The sequence below is a fragment of the Phytohabitans maris genome (genome assembly GCF_031085175.1).
GTDB lineage: Bacteria > Actinomycetota > Actinomycetes > Mycobacteriales > Micromonosporaceae > Phytohabitans > Phytohabitans maris.
On record NZ_JAVHUY010000002.1, the window covers coordinates 330936 to 351841 of the forward strand.

General features: G+C 68.2%; 11 protein-coding genes and 1 pseudogene. 4 read left to right on the forward strand and 8 right to left on the reverse strand.

The features are described 5' to 3' along the window. Nucleotides 1-188: 188 nt before the first annotated feature. Nucleotides 189-6032: a carboxypeptidase regulatory-like domain-containing protein gene (locus RB614_RS03260; protein WP_308710797.1), complete on the reverse strand. Its 5844-nt coding sequence runs from the start codon at nucleotides 6030-6032 to the stop codon at nucleotides 189-191. Nucleotides 6033-7500: 1468 nt separating this feature from the next. Between RB614_RS03260 and RB614_RS44230 the strand changes: the two are divergent. After that, a pseudogene (locus RB614_RS44230) lies at nucleotides 7501-7623 on the forward strand (IS110 family transposase); the annotation flags it as partial. A gap of 1050 nt (nucleotides 7624-8673) precedes the next feature. Here RB614_RS44230 and RB614_RS03265 read toward each other — a convergent pair. Both RB614_RS03265 and RB614_RS03270 read right to left on the reverse strand, forming a co-directional pair. Beyond that, nucleotides 8674-9549, reverse strand: a complete 876-nt coding sequence (locus RB614_RS03265) for a helix-turn-helix domain-containing protein (RefSeq protein ID WP_308710798.1) — start codon at nucleotides 9547-9549, stop codon at nucleotides 8674-8676. Between the two features lie 43 nt (nucleotides 9550-9592). After that, entirely contained in the window at nucleotides 9593-9946 is a 354-nt protein-coding gene (locus tag RB614_RS03270; RefSeq protein ID WP_308710799.1) for a hypothetical protein, read from the reverse strand. Between the two features lie 618 nt (nucleotides 9947-10564). Here RB614_RS03270 and RB614_RS03275 point away from each other — a divergent pair. Together RB614_RS03275 and RB614_RS03280 are read left to right on the forward strand one after the other, a co-directional pair. Continuing rightward, nucleotides 10565-10852: a ribbon-helix-helix domain-containing protein gene (locus tag RB614_RS03275; protein WP_308710800.1), complete on the forward strand. Its 288-nt coding sequence runs from the start codon at nucleotides 10565-10567 to the stop codon at nucleotides 10850-10852. Nucleotides 10853-11312: 460 nt separating this feature from the next. Continuing rightward, complete coding sequence (locus RB614_RS03280; RefSeq protein WP_308710801.1) at nucleotides 11313-11522, forward strand: DUF2191 domain-containing protein; 210 nt, start codon at nucleotides 11313-11315, stop codon at nucleotides 11520-11522. Nucleotides 11523-11981: 459 nt separating this feature from the next. On the opposite strand, the gene RB614_RS03285 is transcribed toward RB614_RS03280, so the two are convergent. Together RB614_RS03285 and RB614_RS03290 are read right to left on the reverse strand one after the other, a co-directional pair. Beyond that, nucleotides 11982-13517, reverse strand: a complete 1536-nt coding sequence (locus tag RB614_RS03285) for a tyrosine-type recombinase/integrase (protein ID WP_308710802.1) — start codon at nucleotides 13515-13517, stop codon at nucleotides 11982-11984. Nucleotides 13518-14194: 677 nt separating this feature from the next. After that, on the reverse strand, nucleotides 14195-15166 hold the full coding sequence (locus RB614_RS03290) for a hypothetical protein (protein ID WP_308710803.1): 972 nt from the start codon (nucleotides 15164-15166) through the stop codon (nucleotides 14195-14197). A gap of 587 nt (nucleotides 15167-15753) precedes the next feature. Here RB614_RS03290 and RB614_RS03295 point away from each other — a divergent pair. Further along, nucleotides 15754-17205 carry a DUF6880 family protein gene (locus RB614_RS03295; RefSeq protein WP_308710804.1) on the forward strand — a complete coding sequence of 484 codons (1452 nt, stop codon included), beginning with the start codon at nucleotides 15754-15756 and terminating at the stop codon, nucleotides 17203-17205. A gap of 81 nt (nucleotides 17206-17286) precedes the next feature. Here RB614_RS03295 and RB614_RS03300 read toward each other — a convergent pair whose 3' ends face one another. The 3 genes from RB614_RS03300 to RB614_RS03310 all read right to left on the reverse strand — a co-directional run bounded on the left by RB614_RS03300 (nucleotide 17287) and on the right by RB614_RS03310 (nucleotide 20547). Beyond that, nucleotides 17287-19632, reverse strand: a complete 2346-nt coding sequence (locus RB614_RS03300) for a TOTE conflict system archaeo-eukaryotic primase domain-containing protein (RefSeq protein WP_308710805.1) — start codon at nucleotides 19630-19632, stop codon at nucleotides 17287-17289. A gap of 271 nt (nucleotides 19633-19903) precedes the next feature. Then, on the reverse strand, nucleotides 19904-20341 hold the full coding sequence (locus RB614_RS03305) for a PIN domain-containing protein (protein ID WP_308710806.1): 438 nt from the start codon (nucleotides 20339-20341) through the stop codon (nucleotides 19904-19906). Further along, nucleotides 20338-20547 carry a type II toxin-antitoxin system VapB family antitoxin gene (locus tag RB614_RS03310; RefSeq protein ID WP_308710807.1) on the reverse strand — a complete coding sequence of 70 codons (210 nt, stop codon included), beginning with the start codon at nucleotides 20545-20547 and terminating at the stop codon, nucleotides 20338-20340. Before RB614_RS03310 ends, RB614_RS03305 begins: the two co-directional genes overlap by 4 nt. Nucleotides 20548-20906 lie beyond the last annotated feature (359 nt).

Sequence of the window (20906 nt, forward strand, 5' to 3'; positions counted from 1 at the left end):
ACCGGCACCGATCGGGGCGGCTCGGCGGCGAGCGGCGTGTACTGCGGCGGCGCCGGTTCGGCCTGTGCTGGTAACGCCGCCAAGCCCAGGACGACCACCACCGTGGTGGCGGCGGCGAGCGTGCGGTGGGCACGCCGACGGGTACGCACGTTCACCGGTACCTCCGAGACGTCTGGGGCTTCGCGGGGTCAGGACGTGGGTGGGGTGATGCGGATGCCGGTGCCGGGGCGTAGGACCGGCTGGCGGTAGGTGTATTGCAGTGCGATGGTGCCGTCGGCGTTTTCGATGCCGATGGTGGCGCCGCCGCCGAGTTCGAGGTAGGTGCCGTCGATGTCGGCGTAGGCGAATCGGAAGCCGCCGGTCTCGTCGAGGATCAGTTGGAATGTGACGCGGGTGGTTGGGTCTTCGTAGGAGTGGACGTTGCGCCATTCGACGATGTACTGCCGGTTCGGTGCGGTGCCTGCGGTGGCGGTGCGGATGCTGGCGTTGGTGTCGACGACCCAGTCGTGCCAGAAGGGGTATATGGCGGCGTTCGGTTCCTCTGGTCCTTCTGGTGAGGGGATGGGCCAGGCGTCGGAGGAGGGTTCGCCGGGGTCGATGAAGGCGACCAGGCCGTTGGTGTCGACCCATCCGGTGTTGTACGACTGCCCGTACAGGGTGACCGGGAACGGCAGGGAGACCTGGCCGTACGCTTCGTCGCCGGTCAGTGGTAGGACGGTGCCGCCGATGGGTGTGTATGGCACGGCCTGTTCGGCGAGGGTGTATCCGGCGCCGCTGGCCGTGACGCCGGCGGGGAAGTCGGCGTCGATCTGCGTGTTGGTGCCGACGGTGATCTGGGTGACCTTGGAGCCTCGGCAGTTACCGGACGGGAGTGTCGCGACGACCGCGTAGGTGCCGGCGGGCAGGTTCGGGAACTCGTAGCCGCCGTCCGCGCCGGTGGTCGCGCTTTGGCCGGACACGGCGACGGTGGCGCCGGGGACCGGGCTGTCCTGGCAGGTGACCGTGCCGCTGACGGTGCCGGCGCCCGGTGGGGTGGGGGTGAAGGAGACGCCCTGGCCGGAGGCGAGCCACGTCTCTTTGAAGAGGTACTGGAAGCCGATGGTGCCGGAGGCGTTCTCGATGCCGACCATGGCGCCGGAGCCGCGTTCCAGCCCGCTGGTGGCGGTGATGTCGGCGTAGGCGAAGGTGATGGCGCCGTTCTCGTGGAAGATGACCTCGAACGTGGCGCGTGCGGTGGGGTCCTCGAAGTGGTGGACGTTGCGCCACTCCACCACCCACTGCCGGTTCGGGGTGGTGCCGGAGACCTTGGTGGCGATGCGGGCTTGGGAGTCGACCACCCAGTCGTCCCAGTGGACGTAGACCGCGGCGTTGGGCACGCCCTCGGCCGCCGGTGACGGGATGGGGCTGGGGATGGAGCCGATCCAGCCGAAGAAGGTCGGGTCCTTGAAGCTGACCAGGCCGTTGGCGCTGATCCACGCCGAGGTGTAGGTGTTGCCGTAGAGCTTGACCGGGAAGGGCGGGTTCTTCTGCCACACGGTCTCGTCGCCGGTCCAGCCCTCGGTGATGTCACCGGGGACGAACGTCTGCGGCCCGGCCGCGCACTCGTAGCCGAACTCGTCGCCGTCGAGCATGAGCGACAGGTCCACATCGGAGGTTCCGCCGGGGTGGTTGATCGTCTGCTTGGCGTACTGGCCGGCGCACCGGTTGTCGCCGGTGGACGCGGCCAGGGTGTACTCGCCGACCGGCAGGCCGGTGAGCTGGAAGCCGCCGTCGGCGCCGGTGGTGGCGGTGCGCCCGCCCGGGTTGAGCGTGACCGTGGCCCCGGATACCGGCATACCGGTGACGGCGGTGGTCAGAGTGCCGCTCACCGTTCCCGCCGGTGCCGGTGTGTAGACGATGGACGAGTTGGACAGGAATGTCGCCTCGTGGAAGGAGTACAGGGCGGCCACGGTTCCGGAGGCGTTCTCCAAGCCGATGGTGGCGGCGCCGCCCTGCTGGGTCGGTGAGGTCATCCCGGGGCCGTAGTGGAACGCGATCCGCCCGTCCTCGTGGAAGATCACCTCGAAGGTGACCCGCTCCGCGCTGCTGGGGCGGAAGCCGACGTTGCGCCATTCCACGGCAAACGAGCGGTTGGGCGCGGCCCCCTGGGTCAGGGTCAGCACGCTCGCGGGGGCGTCCACCTGGAAGTCGTCCCAGAACGGTGCCACCACCGCGTTGGGCGCGGCCGCGGTGGGCATCGTCGGGTTGGCGTAGGTGTCCGGGAGGCCGGAGACGTCGCCGAAGCTGACCATCCCGTTCGTGTGTACCCATCCGGTGGTGTATTGGCGGCCGTGGAAGGTGATGGGGAACGGCATGGTGACCTGGGTCGCCGCGTCGTCACCGGTGAGCGGGAGCACGGTCGTGGCGGGCACGAAGCTCGCCGCGCCGGTGGCGCAGGCATAGCCCAGGCCGCCGTGGTCGGGGCCCAGCTGGAGGTTGCGCACGGTGTCGCCGGCCAGTTCGACCTGGGCACGGGCCATGCTGCGGCATCGTCCTCCGACGGTGGAGGTGACGGTGTAGCTGTCGGCGACCAGGTCGTCGAACCGCCACGCGCCGCCGGCCCCGGTCGTGGTGGTCAGGCCGGACGGGTCGAGCGTCACCGTTGCCCCGACCACGGGTGTCCCGGAGGCGTTGACCAGCGTGCCGGACAGGTCGTACACGTCGATCGGGCTCTGCGCCTCCGGGTGGTCGAACACGACGGCCCGCCCGCTGGTCAGCGCGGCCTGGTTGCGGGAGAAGGTGAACCCGTCCTCGCCGGCTGGTGCCTCGATGCCGACCGCCGCCTCAATGCCGCGTTCGGCGTCGTTGTCGAGGCTGTCGTAGTTGGTCGTGACGGTGCCGTCCGGGGCCAGGGTCACCTCGAACGACAGCCGCTGCGTGGTGGAGTCCTTGCGGTGCACGTTGCGCCACTCCACGGTGAACCGGGCGGCCTCGCCGGTGCCGGTGGCGGCGGTGCGCACGCTTGACTGCGCGTCCACGACCAGGTCGTCCCAGAACGGGGCTACGACGGCGTTCGGCTCGGCCGGCGCGGGCAGCGTCGTGCCGTCGTACGGGTGGGAGCCGCCGGGATCGGTGAACGAGAGCATGCCGTTGGTGTCCACCCACGCGCTGCGGTAGCTGGCGCCGTAGAACGGGAACGCGAACGGAATGCCCACCTGTGCCACCGCGTCGTCACCGGCCAGCGCGAGCACGGTGTCGTTCACCGGGCTGAACGCGGTGTTCTGCGTGGCGCAGGTGTAGCCGAGCCCGTCGGTGACCGGGGTCAGCATCAGATCCAGCAGCGTGTCACCGCTGATCTCGACGCCGGGCAGGACGGCCACCAGGCCGCAGGCGCCACCATATGCGGCCCGCACCGTGTACGTACCGGCGGAGAAGCCGCTGACCGTGTACGAACCGTCGGCCACGGCGGCCGCTGACCGTCCAGTCGACTCCACCGTCACCACAGCCCCAGGCAGCGGGTTGAAGTCGGCATCGGTGACGAACCCCGACAGCGTGGCCGGAGCCACCACCCTCAGCTGAGCCACCTGGTAGGTCGGCGACTGCCGGCCACTGCCGTCGACCGCGACCGCGTACACGCTGACCGTGCCGGGATCCGCTGTCGGCAACGGGATTGTCACCGTTGCACCCGGGTTCGTCGCAGTCCCGATCTGGTTCAGGGCAGTGGACCCGATGCTGTACTTGTAGGACGTGACGTTCGTGTCGCCGCCCGCCCCGATGACCGCGGTGGCGGCGGTCCCGACCGGCACGCTGTCGCCGCCGGGCAGGGTGATCGACGGCGGCAGCGGCAACGCCAGCGCAAGAAGCTGAGCGGCCGGCACTGCATAGTTGTAGAGGCGCACCTCGTCAACCGAGCCGGTGAAGAAGCTGTCGGCGCCGCCGTTCCACATACGTCGGCCGATGGTGAGCACCCCGGAGGTGTTGAACGCGCTCGGCAGTGTCGCGGTCGACGACTGAAGCTGACCGTTGACGTAGATCTTCATCTGCCTGGTGGAGACGTCGAAGACGCCGGCCAGGTGCGTCCACCTACCCGCGGCCGCTGTCGCGTCGGAGTACGCGTGGTACAGACCGCTGCTGTCCGAATCGGCATCGGTCATGCTGAACCGCCACTTGTTCACGTCGCCGTGGTAGGCCAGCATGAACGGCGAGCGGCGGGTGGCATCCGCCGCCACCGCCGTGCGGATACCCGTCACACCCGTCGTGCTGGGCACCCGCACCCAAGCCGTCACAGTGAAGCTGGAGTCGGTACGCACCTGGATCGGCACCTCGGTGTCCGGGTGGGGCGTCATCACCGGACCACCCGTCAACGCCTGCGCGGAACCGTTGAAGTCCAGCGCCTTGCCCACGCCGGATCGCCCCGGCGTACGGGTCACGCCCGCCGAGGGCGTGACCGTGTTGCCGTGACCGGTGGCGTCGGCGGCGTTCCCGCTCGCCTCGTCGAACATCCAGTGCGCCGCCGGCCCCGCACCCGCCTTCACCTTGAACGTGTACGGCACAGCGCTCGGCGTGTACCAGCCCGCCCGGTCCCTGGCCCACACATACATCGTGTGCACACCGTCCCGCACCGGAGTGAACGTGACCGTGGCGGTATGCGCCGCCGTCGCGGTCACCTGGGTGGCGGCTGAGGGCTGCACGCTGTCGTCCAGCGACCAGGCATACCCGACGACCTCGCTGGCCCCAGCCGACGGCGGCGAGAACTCGAACTCGCCCGCCAGGCCCACCCCTCCGCGCGCCGGTGTCGTCGGTGAGTCCTCCGGATAGTCCGCGGACGTCACGTCGGACGGCGCCCCCGGCGCTGTGACGTCCACAGTGAACTCGCAGGTCGCCGACCAGGCCCCACTCGAGTGAGCGTCCGCGGTCCGCGCCTGCCACACGTACGTTCCACCGTCGGCGAGCCGACCGGCAGGCACCGTCGCGGCCACCGACGTGTTGTTGCCCGCGGCCTTCGAGACCTTGTTCGTCTCGCTCCGCGACCCACCCGACGGCCACCAGTAGAACGACGTCGTGAGGCCCTGGTCGCCGTCCGGGTCGCTCTGCTTGCCGGCCAGCGCCGGCGTGAGCGTACGCACATACGGCCGGGCCGTGCCGGTCGCGCAGTCCTTGGCGTCCGAGAACCGGCTGCCCGGCGCGTTCGGCGGCGTGTTGTACGTGATCGCAAGCTTCGGTGAGGAATGGTTGAACCGCTTCCACTGGTTCTTGCTGCCCTCGTCGAGCGCGCGCAACCCCACGGTCAGCGTGGTCCACTTGCCAGCCGCGGCCTTGGTCACCATCGACTTCACGTTGAACTCGACCGTGCCCGTGCCGGCACAACCATGCGCGGCGCCGACCTTGCGGTTGGCGGCGGTCTGCGCGGTCTGGTCGCCGTACCACGTCGGCTGCCTGTTCCACGTCGTACCCGACGAGATGGCGCCGGTCAGCCACAGCTTGGCATTCGACTTCGGGCTGCACGTCCAGGCATGCCGCTGCTCGATCCGAAACTCGGCAGCCAGGATCTGCTTGCCCCGCACCTTCGTGGTGTCCATCCGAAACAGCGACCGGACAATGTGGTCGGCGCAGCCCGAGCAGTCCTCGGTCCGCCCCGCACCCGCCGAGCCGTACGTCGACCCATTCTGCAAAGCGGACGAGTTCTGCCAGAAGGAACTCGACGGCGACTTGCTCCACACCGACGTCCACGCACTACCCGACAGACTCGCAGTCCACGACGGGTCGATGAAGATTGGCAGCCTCGCCGCCGGGTCGGCCAGGATCTTCTGATCCGGCGTAATGATCAGGCCGCCGTTCTCCACCCGCACCGGCATCACAGCCAACCGCCGCCCGTCCCGCGCCGAGATCCCCGGCGGCTCAGCGCCGGTCCCCTTCGGCTGGGCGCGCTGCGCGGTCACACCCTTGTCCGGCGCCTCCACCGAGGAGTCCCACATCAAGGGCGCCGGAGCCGAGAACACCTCCCGACCTTCCTCGTCGCGGGCCACGAGGCCGCCACCCTCAGCCGTGCGCACGCTCACCCCACGCGTGGCCAAACCAAACCGGAGCGAGGCCAGTCTCGGGTTGGCCGCAGCCTCCCGGGTGCGCACCACCAGAACCTCAGAGAAGCCGGCCGCCTGGGCGGTCACCCGCAGGTCCACACCGGGCAGCACATCAGGATAGGTGGCGGTACTCCCCATAACCTTCGGCGCCGGCAGACGACCCGGCCACGTCATCCCAAGCTCACGGTCACCCCGCGCAACCCGGGCCAGCCGCCCGTCACCACCAGCCGAGAACACGACCGGCACAGCCGCAGCCCGCGGCACGATCCCCTCCGGACCAACCTTAAGGGTCGTATCGACCGGCACCCACGACCCGCCCCTACGCACCCGGACCGGCTCGATGCTCTCCTCAAGCGTCTCCGAGCCGTCCGGGTTCAAAAACGTCTGCGAGAACTCGGTCCGCCCGTCCAGAACCTCCACCCGACGCCCACACCGCGCCGCCATCTCCCGCGCCGCACCTATCTGCGACTGCGCGTCCACACAGGAAGCCACCACCGGAGCAGCCACCGCCGGCTCCAGCGGCAGGACCACCAGCATCGACGCGACGAGGACGAGAACCGACAGGAAAGACAGACGAGCCAGCCGTCCAAAAACGACAGAAACCTGCCAAACGCCACGGCCACCAGGCACAACGTCCTCCCCAGACGATAACCATGCGCAGTCGAGGCATCCCACTCCGTAGTGGAGATTGATGTCAATATTCAAGAGGAGGAATCAGCACCTGACCCAAGGACACACAACAACGACCTCAACGCCAGCTTTCCGACCTCCACACAAAAGATCACCCTCACCACCACGAAAGCCGCCCGACGGCACGCGTGGCCGCCAAGAACAGACCGGCCTGGCCGCTGGCCAACCACGGGCCGGCCAGCACACGAACTCACCGGCGACCAAGGAGCAACACGATCAAGCCGTAGGCGCGACGTCCCCCATACTCGACGTTGCGGATGATGTGCGCCTCGTCGGTGGACCGAACTGGATCTCCACCTCCTATCGGGTGGGCTCGTCCGGATCTACCAGGAGCAGGTCCAGCCGGCCGGGACGCGGTTGCCGCCGCTCCGCTTGTCTCAACACCAGATCGCCCCAACCCGATCAGGCTCGGATCCTCGGCGATCAGGCTGTCGTGAAGCAGACGGCTCGACGACGGTTTCCTATGCCCTGGTAAAGCTGAGCGTGCGGTAGCCGGGGTCTCCTATTGAGTTCTGGGAGTGAGCCGTCCGGCAGACTCATGGTGGGGTAGGTAGCCGCCGGCGGACGAGCACTTTGTGCTCCTGGACGTGGGGTCCTGATGAAAGATGGTGCCGCTGCCGGTCGGTGTGGAGAGTTGATCGCTGATGGGATGTCGTGCCCGCCTGTTGTGGCGTGAGCACTGCTTCATTAGGTCCCTGATGGTTCTGCGCCTGGCTGCCTGTGGTGGCCGGTTCGAGAGGTGGGAGACGCGTTGCTGTTCGTGGGAGATGACTGGGCTCAGGACCACCACGATGTTGAGGTGATGGACGTGTCCGGCCGCCGGCTGGCCAAGGCGCGGCTGCCTGAGGGCGTGGCGGGCATGGCCAGGTTGCACGCGACGAACGGGCCCGCCGGCCCCGACCGGGCCGGCTTCGCCCGGCCTGGGGCCAGCCCTGGCCACCGCTATGGGCGATCGTCCGGGAGAAACCAAGGTAGCGGTGGTCGCCGGTGCAGATCAGCCGGTGGCTGCGCCTGGAGTTCGTCGACCGGCCGGAGTTGTGGGTGTCCCACGAGACGATCTACCAAGCGATGGGTATGCGGGCCTCGACCGCCAGCCGCAGTTCTGTTCACCACTTTCCCGCGCATGGAGGGCTCGTCATGACGGCCCGTCGTGAGAGGCGCGGCAGTGAACTCGACGAGTTCGTGCAAGCGATCATCGACGGGGCGGCGGCGCTGACGCAGGAACAACGCACCGCGTTGGCGGCCGCCCTGAACTCCGGCGCCGGGACGGCTCTACCATCTTGCACCGCGCAGGACGAGCCGCGACCGAGTGACCGACGCCCTGACCCGGCGAGCGTTTCGAAGTCACGCGGAAAGCGGCCGCCGACACCGACATCGGGGACCCACGCTCCGACCAGTCCAGACCAACCCCCGGCCAACCGCGGACGAACCACCCACGCCTGCGCTACCTTCGACCGGTCGCACCAGGCGCAAGAGACCGGTGGCGCCGATCGAGCTCACGCTCGAGGTCGAAACCGTCTCTGGACCCGAAGCCAAAAGCCTCGCCCGCACCCAGTACGAAGCCATCAGGGAAGCGCTGCCGTGGGCCCATGACAATCAATCCCACCTCAAACCGCCCACGACGAGATGACATAGCGACCATGGAAGTACGTCCATCAGACCACGCGCCTGCGGTGTAGGCGTCGCCCGGCCACTTCTCTCCAGGCTCACCGCAGTTGCCGCCATCGACTTGCTATTTCGACCTGATCGATCTTGGCTGAGCTTGAAACCGGTCGTCCACGGGCAGTGGCTCACCGTCCTACACCGTCCAGGTCTCGGCCAGCCGGAGCACCTCGGCGACCATCCCGCTCACCACATCCGCCGGATGCCGCTCGTCGACCCTCGGTTCCTCACACGACCGAACACTAGGCCCGACCCCGGAGATCTAGAGCTCCTTCATGATCCTGTGGAGAAGGTCGGCTGTCCGCTGCGATGGCTCGGCCTCGTGCGCCAGCTGCCGCATCACGCTGAGGTACGTGTCGACGTCACTCGCACGGTCGAGGTAGATCGCACCGGTGGCGTGCTCGATGTACACGACATCTGGCATGTCCGGCTCCGGGAAGCCCAGGATGGTGAACGAGCCGATGAGAGCCGAATGCACGCCGGTGCGAAACGGAAGCACATGGAGCCGGATGTTGGGTCGTGTCGACGCCTCGATCAGGGCGGCTATCTGCGCACGCATGAGCGCCGCGCCTCCGATGGCTCGCCGCAACACCGCCTCGTCGAGGACCGCCCGCAGCCGTAGCCCGTCCGCGGCGGCAAGTCTTTGCTGGCGGGTCATGCGCACGTCGACGCGGCGCTCGAGATCGAAGGAGTCGTCGGCGTCGGCGTCTCCACCCTGGACGACAGCGCGGGCATAGTCCCTGGTCTGAAGGAGCCCGGGAATGAGCTGTGTCTCATATGTGTCGATATGATCGGCCGCCGCCTCCAGGCCGAGGAACGACGAGAACCAGTACGGGAGGATGTCGGTGTACTCGTGCCACCACCCTGGACTGTTGGCTTGACGCACCAAAGACAGGATCGCCGCGCGGTCGGTGCCGTCGACGACGTTGTACAAGGTCAGCAGGTCGGCAACGTCTCTCTCCTTGAAGCCCACGCGCCCGAGCTCCAGCCGGCTGATCTTCGACTCGGACGCGCGGATCTCCCACCCGGCCTGCTCGCGGCTGATGCCATTGGCTTCGCGCAGCCTGCGCAGCTGCGCGCCGAGAATCATCCGTAGTGCCGTCGGGCCACCGAAGCGGGCATCGGGCGGCGAGGTCATCGATCCGTCCTTCGGCTGATCGGCCCGATGTGGCGCATCGCGGTCATCCGCCAGAGATACCACTGCCGCCCGCTCGCTCGACGGGCCGGTGTCCCTCGACGGTGTCAGGGGGTCGCTCTCGGCGGGCGGTGCCGTAGGTCAGGAACCGCCGGACGATATCTCCGGCGAGAGTGACGAAGGCGGTGCCGCCCATGACGGCCAGACTCGACTGGCCCAGTATCGCCGCGCAGATGGAGAACGCCATCAAGAGGCCCTCTACCGCCAGCAAGCCGAGGATCACGGTAAGCGTGGGCCCGTCTTCGGCCGGCTGCTGGCGTGTGTCACGCGTGCTCCCGCCCCGCTGGCGAGAGAGACGGCCCTGTCTCGATCCGACCACGCCGCCATCGTGCTTGTGCACGCAAGCAAATGCAAGCGAGCATCTGCACGTGCAGATGCTCATGTGCAAAGGGATATAAGGGGTAGATGGTGCTCAACCGGTCGATGTCGATCCAGGCGGCAAACTCGCTACGGACGATCGCCTTCGACGCGTGATCGCACCAGGCGGGCCCAGCGCTCCAGCTCCAGCAGCGCCCGGATCGGCCGCGGAACGTCCGCTCATAGCCGCTGGTCGTGGGCGGTGGCGGCAGCGCCGACCGCTTGACCGGCCGCGCTCGTGCCGCGAGCCCCGTGCCGCATAGCGCGACGGTGATCGGAGCGGGGAGGGGCGCGGTCATGTGCGGACGTTTTACGCGTTGTACGCTGGCCGTGTGACCGAGCGGGAGTACGGCTGGACGGAGGCCGGTAAGGCGAGCGGCACGGCACGGCGTGTCCGAGCGGGAGGCGATCGAGGCGCTGTTCTCGACCCAGCGGATCGAGAACCACGTCGGGACGCCGCTGCTGGCGGTGGCTGGCTTGGCCGATTCGGCTCGGGTGATCGTGGTGTTGTGCGAGCGGGTTGGCGAGGTCAACAGCTACGCCATCCTGGCGGTGCGACCGGCTACGCCTGAAGAGGTCAGCAGTGGATGGAGGGGACACGATGACAGTGCACCGGGACCCGCGAACGATGAGCCGGGAAGAGCTAGTGGCCTACTTCGACAGCGGCGGGGACATCTCGGAGCTGTTGCGCGATGCTGCCGTCGGTCCGGACCTCGGTCCGGCGCCGAACCCGGAGAGCGTACCGATGATCGTGACCGGAGTACGGCTCTCCACGGCCGCCGTTCAGCGTTTGGACGAGCTGGCGGGCAACGACAAGGCGGGACGCTCAGGGTTGATCCGTCAGGCGATCGACGAGTTCCTGGCCAGGCATACACCTGAGGCTGCCTGAACAGCGGCAGGTCCTTGCCTTGGCGCAACACGTTCTCTGCCGCTGCGTGGCCGGCCCCACCGGCGCGGACCTGCCCGATGTGCAAGCACGCTCGCGGCGATGGGTGCTGCCGCTCCATTGGGAACGCCGCGTCACGTTCGCGGAAATGAGCAAAAGTGCGAGCATCGCGGGAACCGACCCGTTGACAGTTGAGTTCAGAGCCGCTCGACGCGGCCCAGGGCAGCAGGCCGGTGTAGGCCGGCCGTCGAGGTTCAGCGCCAGTGCCAGTGCCGCCTCCATGATCACCGGGCGAGCCTGCCTAGCTCTGAACGCGGAGTCGGCCACCGGCCGGAATACCCGTTGGCCGAGTTGTGCAGCGGTGTCTCCTTGCTGATCGCTACCCGGCTGACCGTCCACCTGCCGTCGAGGGCCTACGGAGCTCGCCAGCGCTCCGCGTATATTCGGCGACAGAATCGAATATATGAAGACGGTGATCGACTTGAACGACGAGCCGCTGGACCTAGCCGCCAAGGAGTTGGGCACCAGGACGAAGAAGAACACCGCCCACGCCGCGCTGGATTTCGGGGGCGACCGCCTCCGCCTCATCGGACACCTGCTCGACGCCCCCTGCGCGCTGGGCGTGGGTCCGGACATCGCGGATCGGGAGGTCGTGCGGCAGGCCCGCCGTTGACCGTTCCCGTCGGTCCGGGTCACGTCTATCTCATAGATGCCTCCGCACACACCAGGATCGTGCATCCATCGATCCGCAAGGTCATCGCGGGCTCATTGTTGACCACGCCGCAGCCTACTGGGCTAGTCGCCGCGCTCATCTCGCCCGCAGATCACACACATCACCCATCTGACAAGATGGACTGAACTTGTTCCAACGCGGGTTCCAACGCGGTCTGACTTACCAAATATGGACCGCGTGGGTCTACCTCGCAATGTGGGCCAGGGACGGAGCGTTCGTCGCACTATTGTCACGATCGCTCCATATCGAGGCGTACTGCAGCCGCCACGATCACCTGGTGGCTAGCAAGCCAGCCAGCCCGACAGAGCCTTCGGGCCGCGGTCCCCCCAATCGGCACTACGACGTCGGTACGTATCGCACCGCGTACGGATCAAGCCCCATAACGCGGTCAGATGGACGTCAGCACCCAACTCGTGGTGGGCTGGCCTCTCGTGAGGGCCCTGGCGGGTTGCGTCTCATGCCCCATCGCTGGGCGGCCCCAGGGACGCCGCCTCCCGGTGCGGGCACGTCGAGACGCCGCCAATGTGATCGTCGTGGAATGGCCGCAGCGACGGCTTCGGCCGCGGCCTGGGCGAGTTCCGGCAGCACGCTCGTGTACGTGTCCGCGGTCAGTTTCATGGTCGAGTGGCCGAGGGTGGCCTGGACGACCTTGAGGTCGACGCCGGCGGCCAGGGCGAGGGTGGCGGCGCCGTGCCGCAGGTCGTGCAGCCGCACCGGCGGCAAGCCCGCGTCGGCGACCAGCCGGCGAAAGCGGCGGCTGACCGCGTCCGGGTGCCAGGGCTGCCCGTCCTCGCGGACGAAGAACAGCCCACCGCCGCGAGTGGACGGTCGGTGAACGCGGTAGCCGCGCAGCACCGCGACGGTGCCGGCGTCGAGAGCGACGACGCGGTTGCCGGCGCCGCTCTTCGGCGGCTTGCGCTGCAGCACACGACCGGCGGTGGTGACCTGCTGGGTGACAGCGAGCTCGGCCCGGTCGAGCAGGGCGTCGGCCTCGCGCAGGCCGACGGCCTCGCCGCGGCGCAGGCCGGTATGGGCGACCAGGTGCAGCAACGGATACAGGTCGCGGTCGTATCTGGCGACGTGGTCCAGGAAGACCCCGGTCTGCTCCGGTGTCCACACCATCACCGGGCCGGGCACCTCGCCGGTATCCTGCCAGCGGTCCACCCGCGGCTGCGTCCACACCAGCGGCCGGGCCAGCCGCGCCGGCCGCAGCCGGATGACGGTGGCCGGGTTGGTCGGGATCAGGCCGTCGGCGACCGCGTCGTTGAGCGCGACGCGCAGCACCGCCCGGATCCGGTGGCAGGTGCCCGGGCCGGTGACCCGCCGGCCGCGCACCGAATCCCGTACCGCAGGGTGGGTGGAGCGGCGAGCGGCGCGGACCTGCTCATTGGCGGCCTCGATGGCAGCGAACATGCCGCGAATGTCGTCGAGCCGGAGCCGGTCCAGCGCGACCTCGCCGAGATGTGGAACCAGGTGGGCGTGGATCAGGCTGGAATAGGTACGGCGGGTGTTCTCGTCCACCAACCGGTGGGCCAGCCAGCGGTCCAGGTACACCGCCACCGTGGTCGACCCGCCGAGCGCCCGGCGGGCCCCCAGCCGGCGACGGACCGCCTCCACCGGCGGCAGCGGCCGGCAATGCCGGGCGGCCAGGATCAGCCCAGCGACCTCCGCGGTCGCGGTCGCATCACCGGCGGCCAGGTCGAGCAGGCCGCGGGCGTGGTCGCGGGCGGCGAGCGCGGCGCGGCGGCTGGGATAGCCGCCGCGGCGGACCTGCCGGCGCCGGCCGGCCGGGTCGGGCGGCAGCTCAAGCCGGTAGTGCCAGCGACCGTGTCCCGGATTCCACGCCCCGCTCGGCCGGCGCAGCCGCGGGCACGCCCCGACGGTCCGACAGCTACAGCGTTTGAAGAAGTACTGCGAGCCTGCCCTGATCTGCATCGCCCACCCCCGTGCGGACGCCGACCGGCGTGCATGGCGGCGGCCACGATCACCGGGGCCCGGTTGGCCCGATCGTCGCACCCCCGGCCGGGCCAGTGCGGCGGCATCCAGGGAATCGGCGAACGACGACGCGGTCGCCGACCGGCGAGCACGTTCCGCGCACGCTGGGGCCGCCCCACCAGCCGGGATGGCATCCATACGGCATAGATGACCGTCCAAATTTGGATCTTGGCCGACATTTCGCCAGCAGTGGAGCCCAGCACGCCAACACCAGCGCCGAATCGTCGGAGCAGGAAGGGCGGCAACCGCAGGTCAACGGCTTGCGTTCGAGGCCTCGGCAGCGGTTTAGGAACGGACAAAACGGATAAAATGGACACGCTGGAGGCGCCCACCACACCCTGCCCCGCTCACTGTCGGGCGGGATATGGTGCTGTGGCTCGTTCCCGCCTGCGCGAAGTCGGCGCGTCAACGACTGCCGGCTGTTGCCGACGAGCGCTGGCGGCCGCAGCCCGTCCCAGCACGGCCCCCCGGCCGAGCACAGCCCGATCGTACGATGTCCGGCGAAAGCTGGAGCGTTCGTCGCGGGTTCCACGCCCCGCTCGGCCGGCGCAGCAGCGCGCACGTCCCGGCGGTCCGGCAACCGCACCGCCTGAAGAAGTACTGCGAGCCTGCTCTGATCACGAGAAGCCCGTTACCTTGCGTGCGTCGCCTTCAGGATGGGTCCGATTGGTGTCGCCGACATTCTCGAACAGCTCAAGGAGATGATCTACAGCGCCCTTGCCCGCCGGCGAAACGGAGGTTGCAGCGATTTGAGCTGGCGCGTGAGGGCGGATCACTTCGATGCATTCGGCAAAGGCTCGGTCGCCGGTCACGAAATAGTCGTAGTCGACTAGATAGGTGGCAATTTGGTTGTCTACCGGCGTTCCAGGGGTCACCTTGCGAAGGGACTGAACCTCCCCCATAGCCCACCGGAGCCATTCACGGGGCAGGCGTTCTTTTGCACATTCTCGAGTCCAAAAGGTGATCCACTGGGGACGTTCGGAGCGGATACGGTTGAGCTGAAGCCATGGCTCCAACCAGTCGAGGGAGGTCTGACTAGGTCGTAGAATCAACTCCTGCCACCAATTCGCCTCGCTGTGACCGCGCCACGCCTCGAAGGGCTCACCATCCCAACCAGGAACCCTACGCAGATACCAGGATCGCGCGGTGTCCAGCCGAAGTCCTTCTATCCTGTGTCCTAGCTCGCGAGCGGTGCTTCGCGCAGCCTTCGCCTCATTGCGAGCGCGATCGAGCTTTCCATAATCGACCGCAGATACAATCCTCGCCATCTTATCCGTCTGATGCCGCACACGCCGCCAGAAGCCGCTGCGCCAGTCGTTTCTATTTTGATGCCAGTTGCGCGTCTCTGGTCGTGCTACAAGCCACTCGGGACGGAGCCTTGTGATCTCCTCGCGAAGCTCCTCGGCCTCAACGAACGCCTCCGGCATTGGGCGCAGCCAGGCGTTACGCGTAAGGGCCTTCGCTAGGCGCCGCCTCAAATGAATGTCGGACATCCGTAGGCATTCGTAAACCACAGCAGGACACGCGACCAGGTCAACATCAGCGGTCTTGGCTGCTTTACGGATCACTTCGACGGCGTCCGCGTCCACCACATACCGCCATATGTTTGTGTCGGGAAGGACCGCGACGGACCTCATTGCAGCATCCTGGCACATCTGAGAGGAGACGACCTCACGTCGGCTACATCACGATGTTGCGGGAACCTCTGCACAGCGGCCCAGACGATATCGCCGCGGGGCGGTCGGTCACCTCGACCTAGCCGTGCACCGCACCGTACAAGACGCCGTCCGGCTGTCTTGACGCTGTCCATACTGGATCACACGCCCGCGCCGCGACGCTCTTGAGCGGAGCCCGCGTAGCCCTGAGGGCACCGCACACCAACCGGTAGTGACATCCGAGCCGGACGTAATCCGGACGCCGCACGGGTTACGGGGCGCCGCCGCGACATCCGAGGAACCGATGACGTCGGCGACCGGCGCGCCGCCCACCGAGCACGAAACGACCACACATTGCCCGATCAACGCGTCGGACGGGGGAGAAACCACAGGATACGGGCGTGCCTCAGCTGGGGAGCGAGCGATTAGGGATAGAACGAAAGGGACAATGCGGACTCCCGCCTGCCGAGCGATCGGGCCGCCGCTGCCGCCCCGCCTATTGTCGGGCAAGATGTGACGCCGTGGCTCGTTCCCGCTCCACGAAGTCCGCGTCGACCTCGACCGCAACGCTGCGTCAGTTCCTGCTGCGCCAGGATCCGGGTTGGCTGGTCGATCAGCTCCTGCAGATCGCCGAGGATGACCCCCTGGTCGCGGCCCACCTGCAGGCTGCCTCCGGCGCTGACCGGACCGGCCTGGTTGACCTGTCCGGCCTGCGGCGCGAGCTCGCTTCGGCGATCCAGCCTTCCTGGTACGTCGAGTACGGCGCGGTCGCCGGCTACGCCCACGGGATCGATCGGGTGCTGGACGAGGTACAGAGGCTGATCGACGAAGGATTCCCGGAGGCGGCGATCGAGGCCGCCGAATACGCGCTGACGTTGTTGGAAGATGCGCTCGGGCAGGTCGACGACTCCGACGGGGAGATGGGCTCGCTGGCCGCGCGGGCCCAGGAGATCCATCTGGCAGCGTGCGAGCAGGCGCGGCCGGATGCGGTGGAGTTGGGCGAGCGGCTGGCCAGGTGGGCGCTGCGCAGTGATTGGGAGATCTTTCTCGACAGCGCTCGCGCATATGCCGACCTGCTCGGTGAGCCCGGCCTGGCCCGGTTTGAAGCGGTAGTCGACGAACAGTGGTTGACGCTGCGTCAGCTGAAGCCGGGAGACGACAAGCGGTGGGACGACAACCGGTTCCGGCCGACGCATCTGAAGGAGATGCTGGCCGCCCGGCGGGGGGTGGACGCGCTGGTCGAGGTGATCGCCCATGACCTGGCCTCGTCGTACCAGTTCTGGCGGGCCGCCCAAACTCTGGCCGAGGTGGGTCGGGTCGAGGACGCACTGGGCTGGCTGGAGCGCGGGCAGGCGTCCTTCCCCGACAGCCCGGACGGGCGGCTGTCGGAACTCGCCGCTGACCTGCATGCGCGGGCAGGTCGCCCGCAGGCGGCAACCGACATCGCCTGGCAGCAGTTCACCGACCGGCCCAGCCTGCCCGGCTACCAGCGCCTGCGCGAATTCGCTGTCGCCGCGGGAGTCTGGGCCGAGCGCCGGGAGGCCGCCCTTGCCGTCCTGCGGAACCAACCGACGGCCACCACACTGACGGCACGCCCAAGTTGGGCTGAACCACCCGGCCATTCCACGCTGGTCGAGGTCCTGATGTGGGAAGGCGACATCGACGCGGCGTGGCAGGCTGCCCAGCACGGCGGCTGCACCCGACCATTGTGGCTGGAGTTGGCCCGCGCCCGTGGCAGGCAAGATCCAGGCGACGCGATGCCGATCCTGCGCCGCGAGGTCCTCACCGCGATCGACGGCGGTAAGCGGCCGGCGTACCACCAGGCCGCCAAACTGGCCAAGGAACTCCGCGGCTACGCCACCCGCGCCGGACGCCCTGACGAGGCCGACGAATGGATCCGCCAGGTACGCGCCGCCAACGCCCGCCGCCGCGCGCTACAGGACGAGTTCAACAATGCCGGGCTCCCGCACTGACCAACCTGCCATCTGGATAGTCACCGGTCCCCGACGGCGAAATCACCACGGTAGCAGGAGGGCTGCTCGACGGCCGCATTCCTATCCCCTGGTGAAGCTGAGCGCGCGGTAGCCGGGCATGCGGCGTTGTAGCGAGGCGGCGAGGATCGGGGTTGCCCGGTCGTGGTAGTCGTGGACCTCGGCGACATCCTTGCCGGGCGCGGCCCGTATCACCCGCCCGGCGCACTGGATGAGCAGCCCGTCGAAGGAGACCGGAGCCGCAAGGAACAGCGTGTCGAGCGCTGGAGCGTCGAAGCCCTCACCGATGAACGGCGTGGTACCGATGACGAGCACACCTTCGCCGGCCTTGGCCTCGGCGAGGCGGTTCACCGCGGCTCGCCGGTCGCTTGCAGACATTCCGCCCTGCAGCACAAGCGCCTCATGTCCGCGCGCGGCCAGCAAGGACGCGAGAGCTTCCACGTGCGCGACCCGGCGGGTGAGCACGAGGCAGTTACGCCCACGGCTCAGTGCGGCATTCACATCGGTGACAATCTGGGTGTTGCGTGCTTCGTCCACGACGAGAGCGCCGTGCAATGCGGCGAGCGCCGCCGGAGACGACAGGTCGACGCCGTCGGAGCGGAACTCGGTCTCGTGGACGTACAGCACCCGTCGAGGTCCTGCGTCCGTCGCCCAAGCGTCCACGAGGGTACCCGGATCGTCCTGGGTCATCGTGTGCCGGACCGGTCCGATCTGCCAGGTGACGAGTTCGCCGAGACCGTCACGCCGCACCGGCGTGGCCGTGAGCCCCAGCCAGAATTGCGCGCCGATCCGCCTGACCGAATGATCGTACGCGGCGGCCGCGAGATGGTGGCACTCGTCGACGACGATATGCCCGTATCCCGCCGTGAGCTCATCGACATCGTGGCGCCTGGCCAGGGAGGGCAGCATCGCGATGTCGACGACTCCGCTGAGCTTGCGCCTCCCCCCGCCGACCTGCCCGGGCCGGATGCCCAGGAACTGTTCGATCCGGGTGCGCCACTGTTCGGCCAAGGCTTTGCGGTCGACAAGCACCAGGGTCGAGGTGCCGCGCTCGGCGACCACGGCGCAGGCCATCACCGTCTTCCCGGATCCAGGCGGGGCAACGAGCACGCCGTCGTCATGCGCCAGCAGTGCGCTGACTGCGGCGCCCTGCTTGGTATCGAGGTCTGCCATGAACGCGACATCGATCTCGCGGCCAGGGTTTCGCATGTCCGTGACAGCAAGACGCGATCCGGCCCGCTCGACGATCCCGGCGACCGCATGGCGCAGGCCACGCGGCAGCACCAGGCGATCGTCGACGGTCAAGTCGTATCCACGCACGAACCGAGGAGTGTCCCAGGTCGACTTACGCAGCCGCTGCAGCTCATAGAACTTCGGATTCGCCATGGAGGCCGCATGCTTGAACGTCGACAGCGCGGCCGCAGTCAGCTGAGATGCATCCACACTCAGCCCGGCACCAAGCTCCGCATACACCACCGCGGGCAGCGGCGGGTGCACCCGAGTCGCGTCCGACCTGCTCATCGTGGCGACCTCGCCGCCCACTAGCGCCCGCTTCGCCCGCCGGGCCACCTGTGCCGCGTCCCCCGGGCTGAGCCGGTCCAGGGTCGACAGAAATGCCCACTGGTCCTCGTACGGCTCGAGCGTCGCGAGGTCCAGAAACAGCGTCAGCCCGTCCCTGCGGCGCCGGCCTTGCAGCGGCGCGGCGATGAGGTTACCGAAGCCGCCCTCGGGCATCACGTCCTGGTTCGGGAACAGGCGGTCATAGGAGCGCAGGTCCATCGATCCACGCAGCACCATCGCCTCGTGCACCAGCGCCGTGCCGACGGAACGTGCCACGGCGGCCGGGACCGGATCGGTGAAGAACACCCACACGTGCGCGCCGCGCCCCGACTGCGAAATCTCCAACGCCGCCGGCACGCCGCTGGCCCGGGCTGCCTTGCTGTACCCGAGCGCGTCGAGCATCGCGGCCGGGCCATCGAAGTCCGCGACTAGGAAGTGACACGTGTTGTCGCTGTGCAGCGGGTAAAGCCCCATGAACACGTCGCCCACAAGATGGGCGGCAACCACGTCCGCAGTGAGCGGAAGGTAGGCGGCCCGTTTCCGGTCCATCCCCTTCCGCCACCCACCAGCCACCGCCGGCATCCATCCACTCACCCCAGCACGGGTGTTCTCCCATCGCACCGCGTACACGTCGGTCCGTGCCCGGAACCGGTCGGTGTACAACGCCAGCTTGTCCTCGACAGGCGACGACATCGCAACCAACCCCGGTGGCGCAACGGCTGCAGAGAGCTGCTCCGGCGCCGGAGCCGTGCCCTGACCACGCAAATCCAGCAGACGCGACAGGCGGATGTTCTCCGCACGCAACCGCTCCAACTCGCGACGGAGTCGAGCGACCTCGCTCTCCGTCACGACATCAACGGGACCCACGGGCGAATCGTCGCACGGCTCGCTACAGCTGGCCGGTCACGCATGGCATCCGTCCAACAAGATGAGCCGAGGTTCGCTCGCGGTCGGTCGAAGACGCCCCGGTCGCGCGGGCGAGCCTCGCCGAACTCGCCTCCATACCGACGCCGGCTGGTTGAGAACACGCACGAGAGCAGCATGGGTCGGTGACCCCTGACCGCTGCGTTTTGAGCGCGTTGTGGCGCTATGACGGGCAGTCCGCTCGAGGTGTCAACCATCAGGGGACAGTGCCCCGCGGTGCGATCCACGCGTGCGGTTGGCCGGTGGTGGCAGCGATGTGCTCGAAGTCGGCGTCGTAGTGGAGGATCACCGCACCGTGGTGCTCTGCGACCGCGGCGGTCAACAGATCGATCACGCCTGCCGCGCGGTGGTGTCCGCGGGCAGCCATCCGGAGCTGAACATCACGGGCCCGATCAGCGATCACCTCGCTAACCGGCAGCACGACGTACAGTGCTTTGCGACGCTGGGCGATCGCGCGCACGTCGGCGAGGTCGCGACCGGAGTAACCAGCCTCCAGGTCAACCGTCACGCAGGTCGCCGCAGCACGATCGACGATGAGCCCAGCGATGACGTTGCGGATCGCCGGATGCCCGATCCTGGCATGCGCCGACGTGTCGATGAGATAGAGCTGCCCCGGACCGACCGGAACGGTCACCGACGGGCCTGCCGCATGACCTCCGGATCAGCGATATCCGGACCCACGCCCAACGCGTAGGGATCATCGAGTAGCTGCTCGATGCGGCGGCGCCGGTTGGCTACGAACTCCAACGCGGCGTTGACGGTGTCCTTCTTCGTCGTGGTGCCCAACTCCTTGGCGGCAAGCTCCAGCGCCTCGTCGTCCAAGTCGATCATCGTCTTCATATATCCAAGCCTACTGCCACGCATATACACGGAGCAACATCCCGAATAGGTCGGAAGCAAACTAGTGTCCGTGACCTCGGTATGGCTGGGTCCCGGGGGCCGAACGAGCGGCATCCGCGCATTGGACAACACTGGCGACCGACGCGCCGACCACCGAGCACACAACGACCACACATGGACCGATCAGCGGACGCAGAACGAGAAGAACCCGCAGGTCACAGGCCGGCAGCGACTGTGGGAGCTGGGTTTAGGAAACCTGGCGGCCGCGGTCCTGCGGGCGCCTCCCCGGAGGCGCCCGCCCAAGCCGCTGGTCGCCCATCCATCGCGGCCGCGTGTCCGCCTCCCGGGCCGCCGGGTGA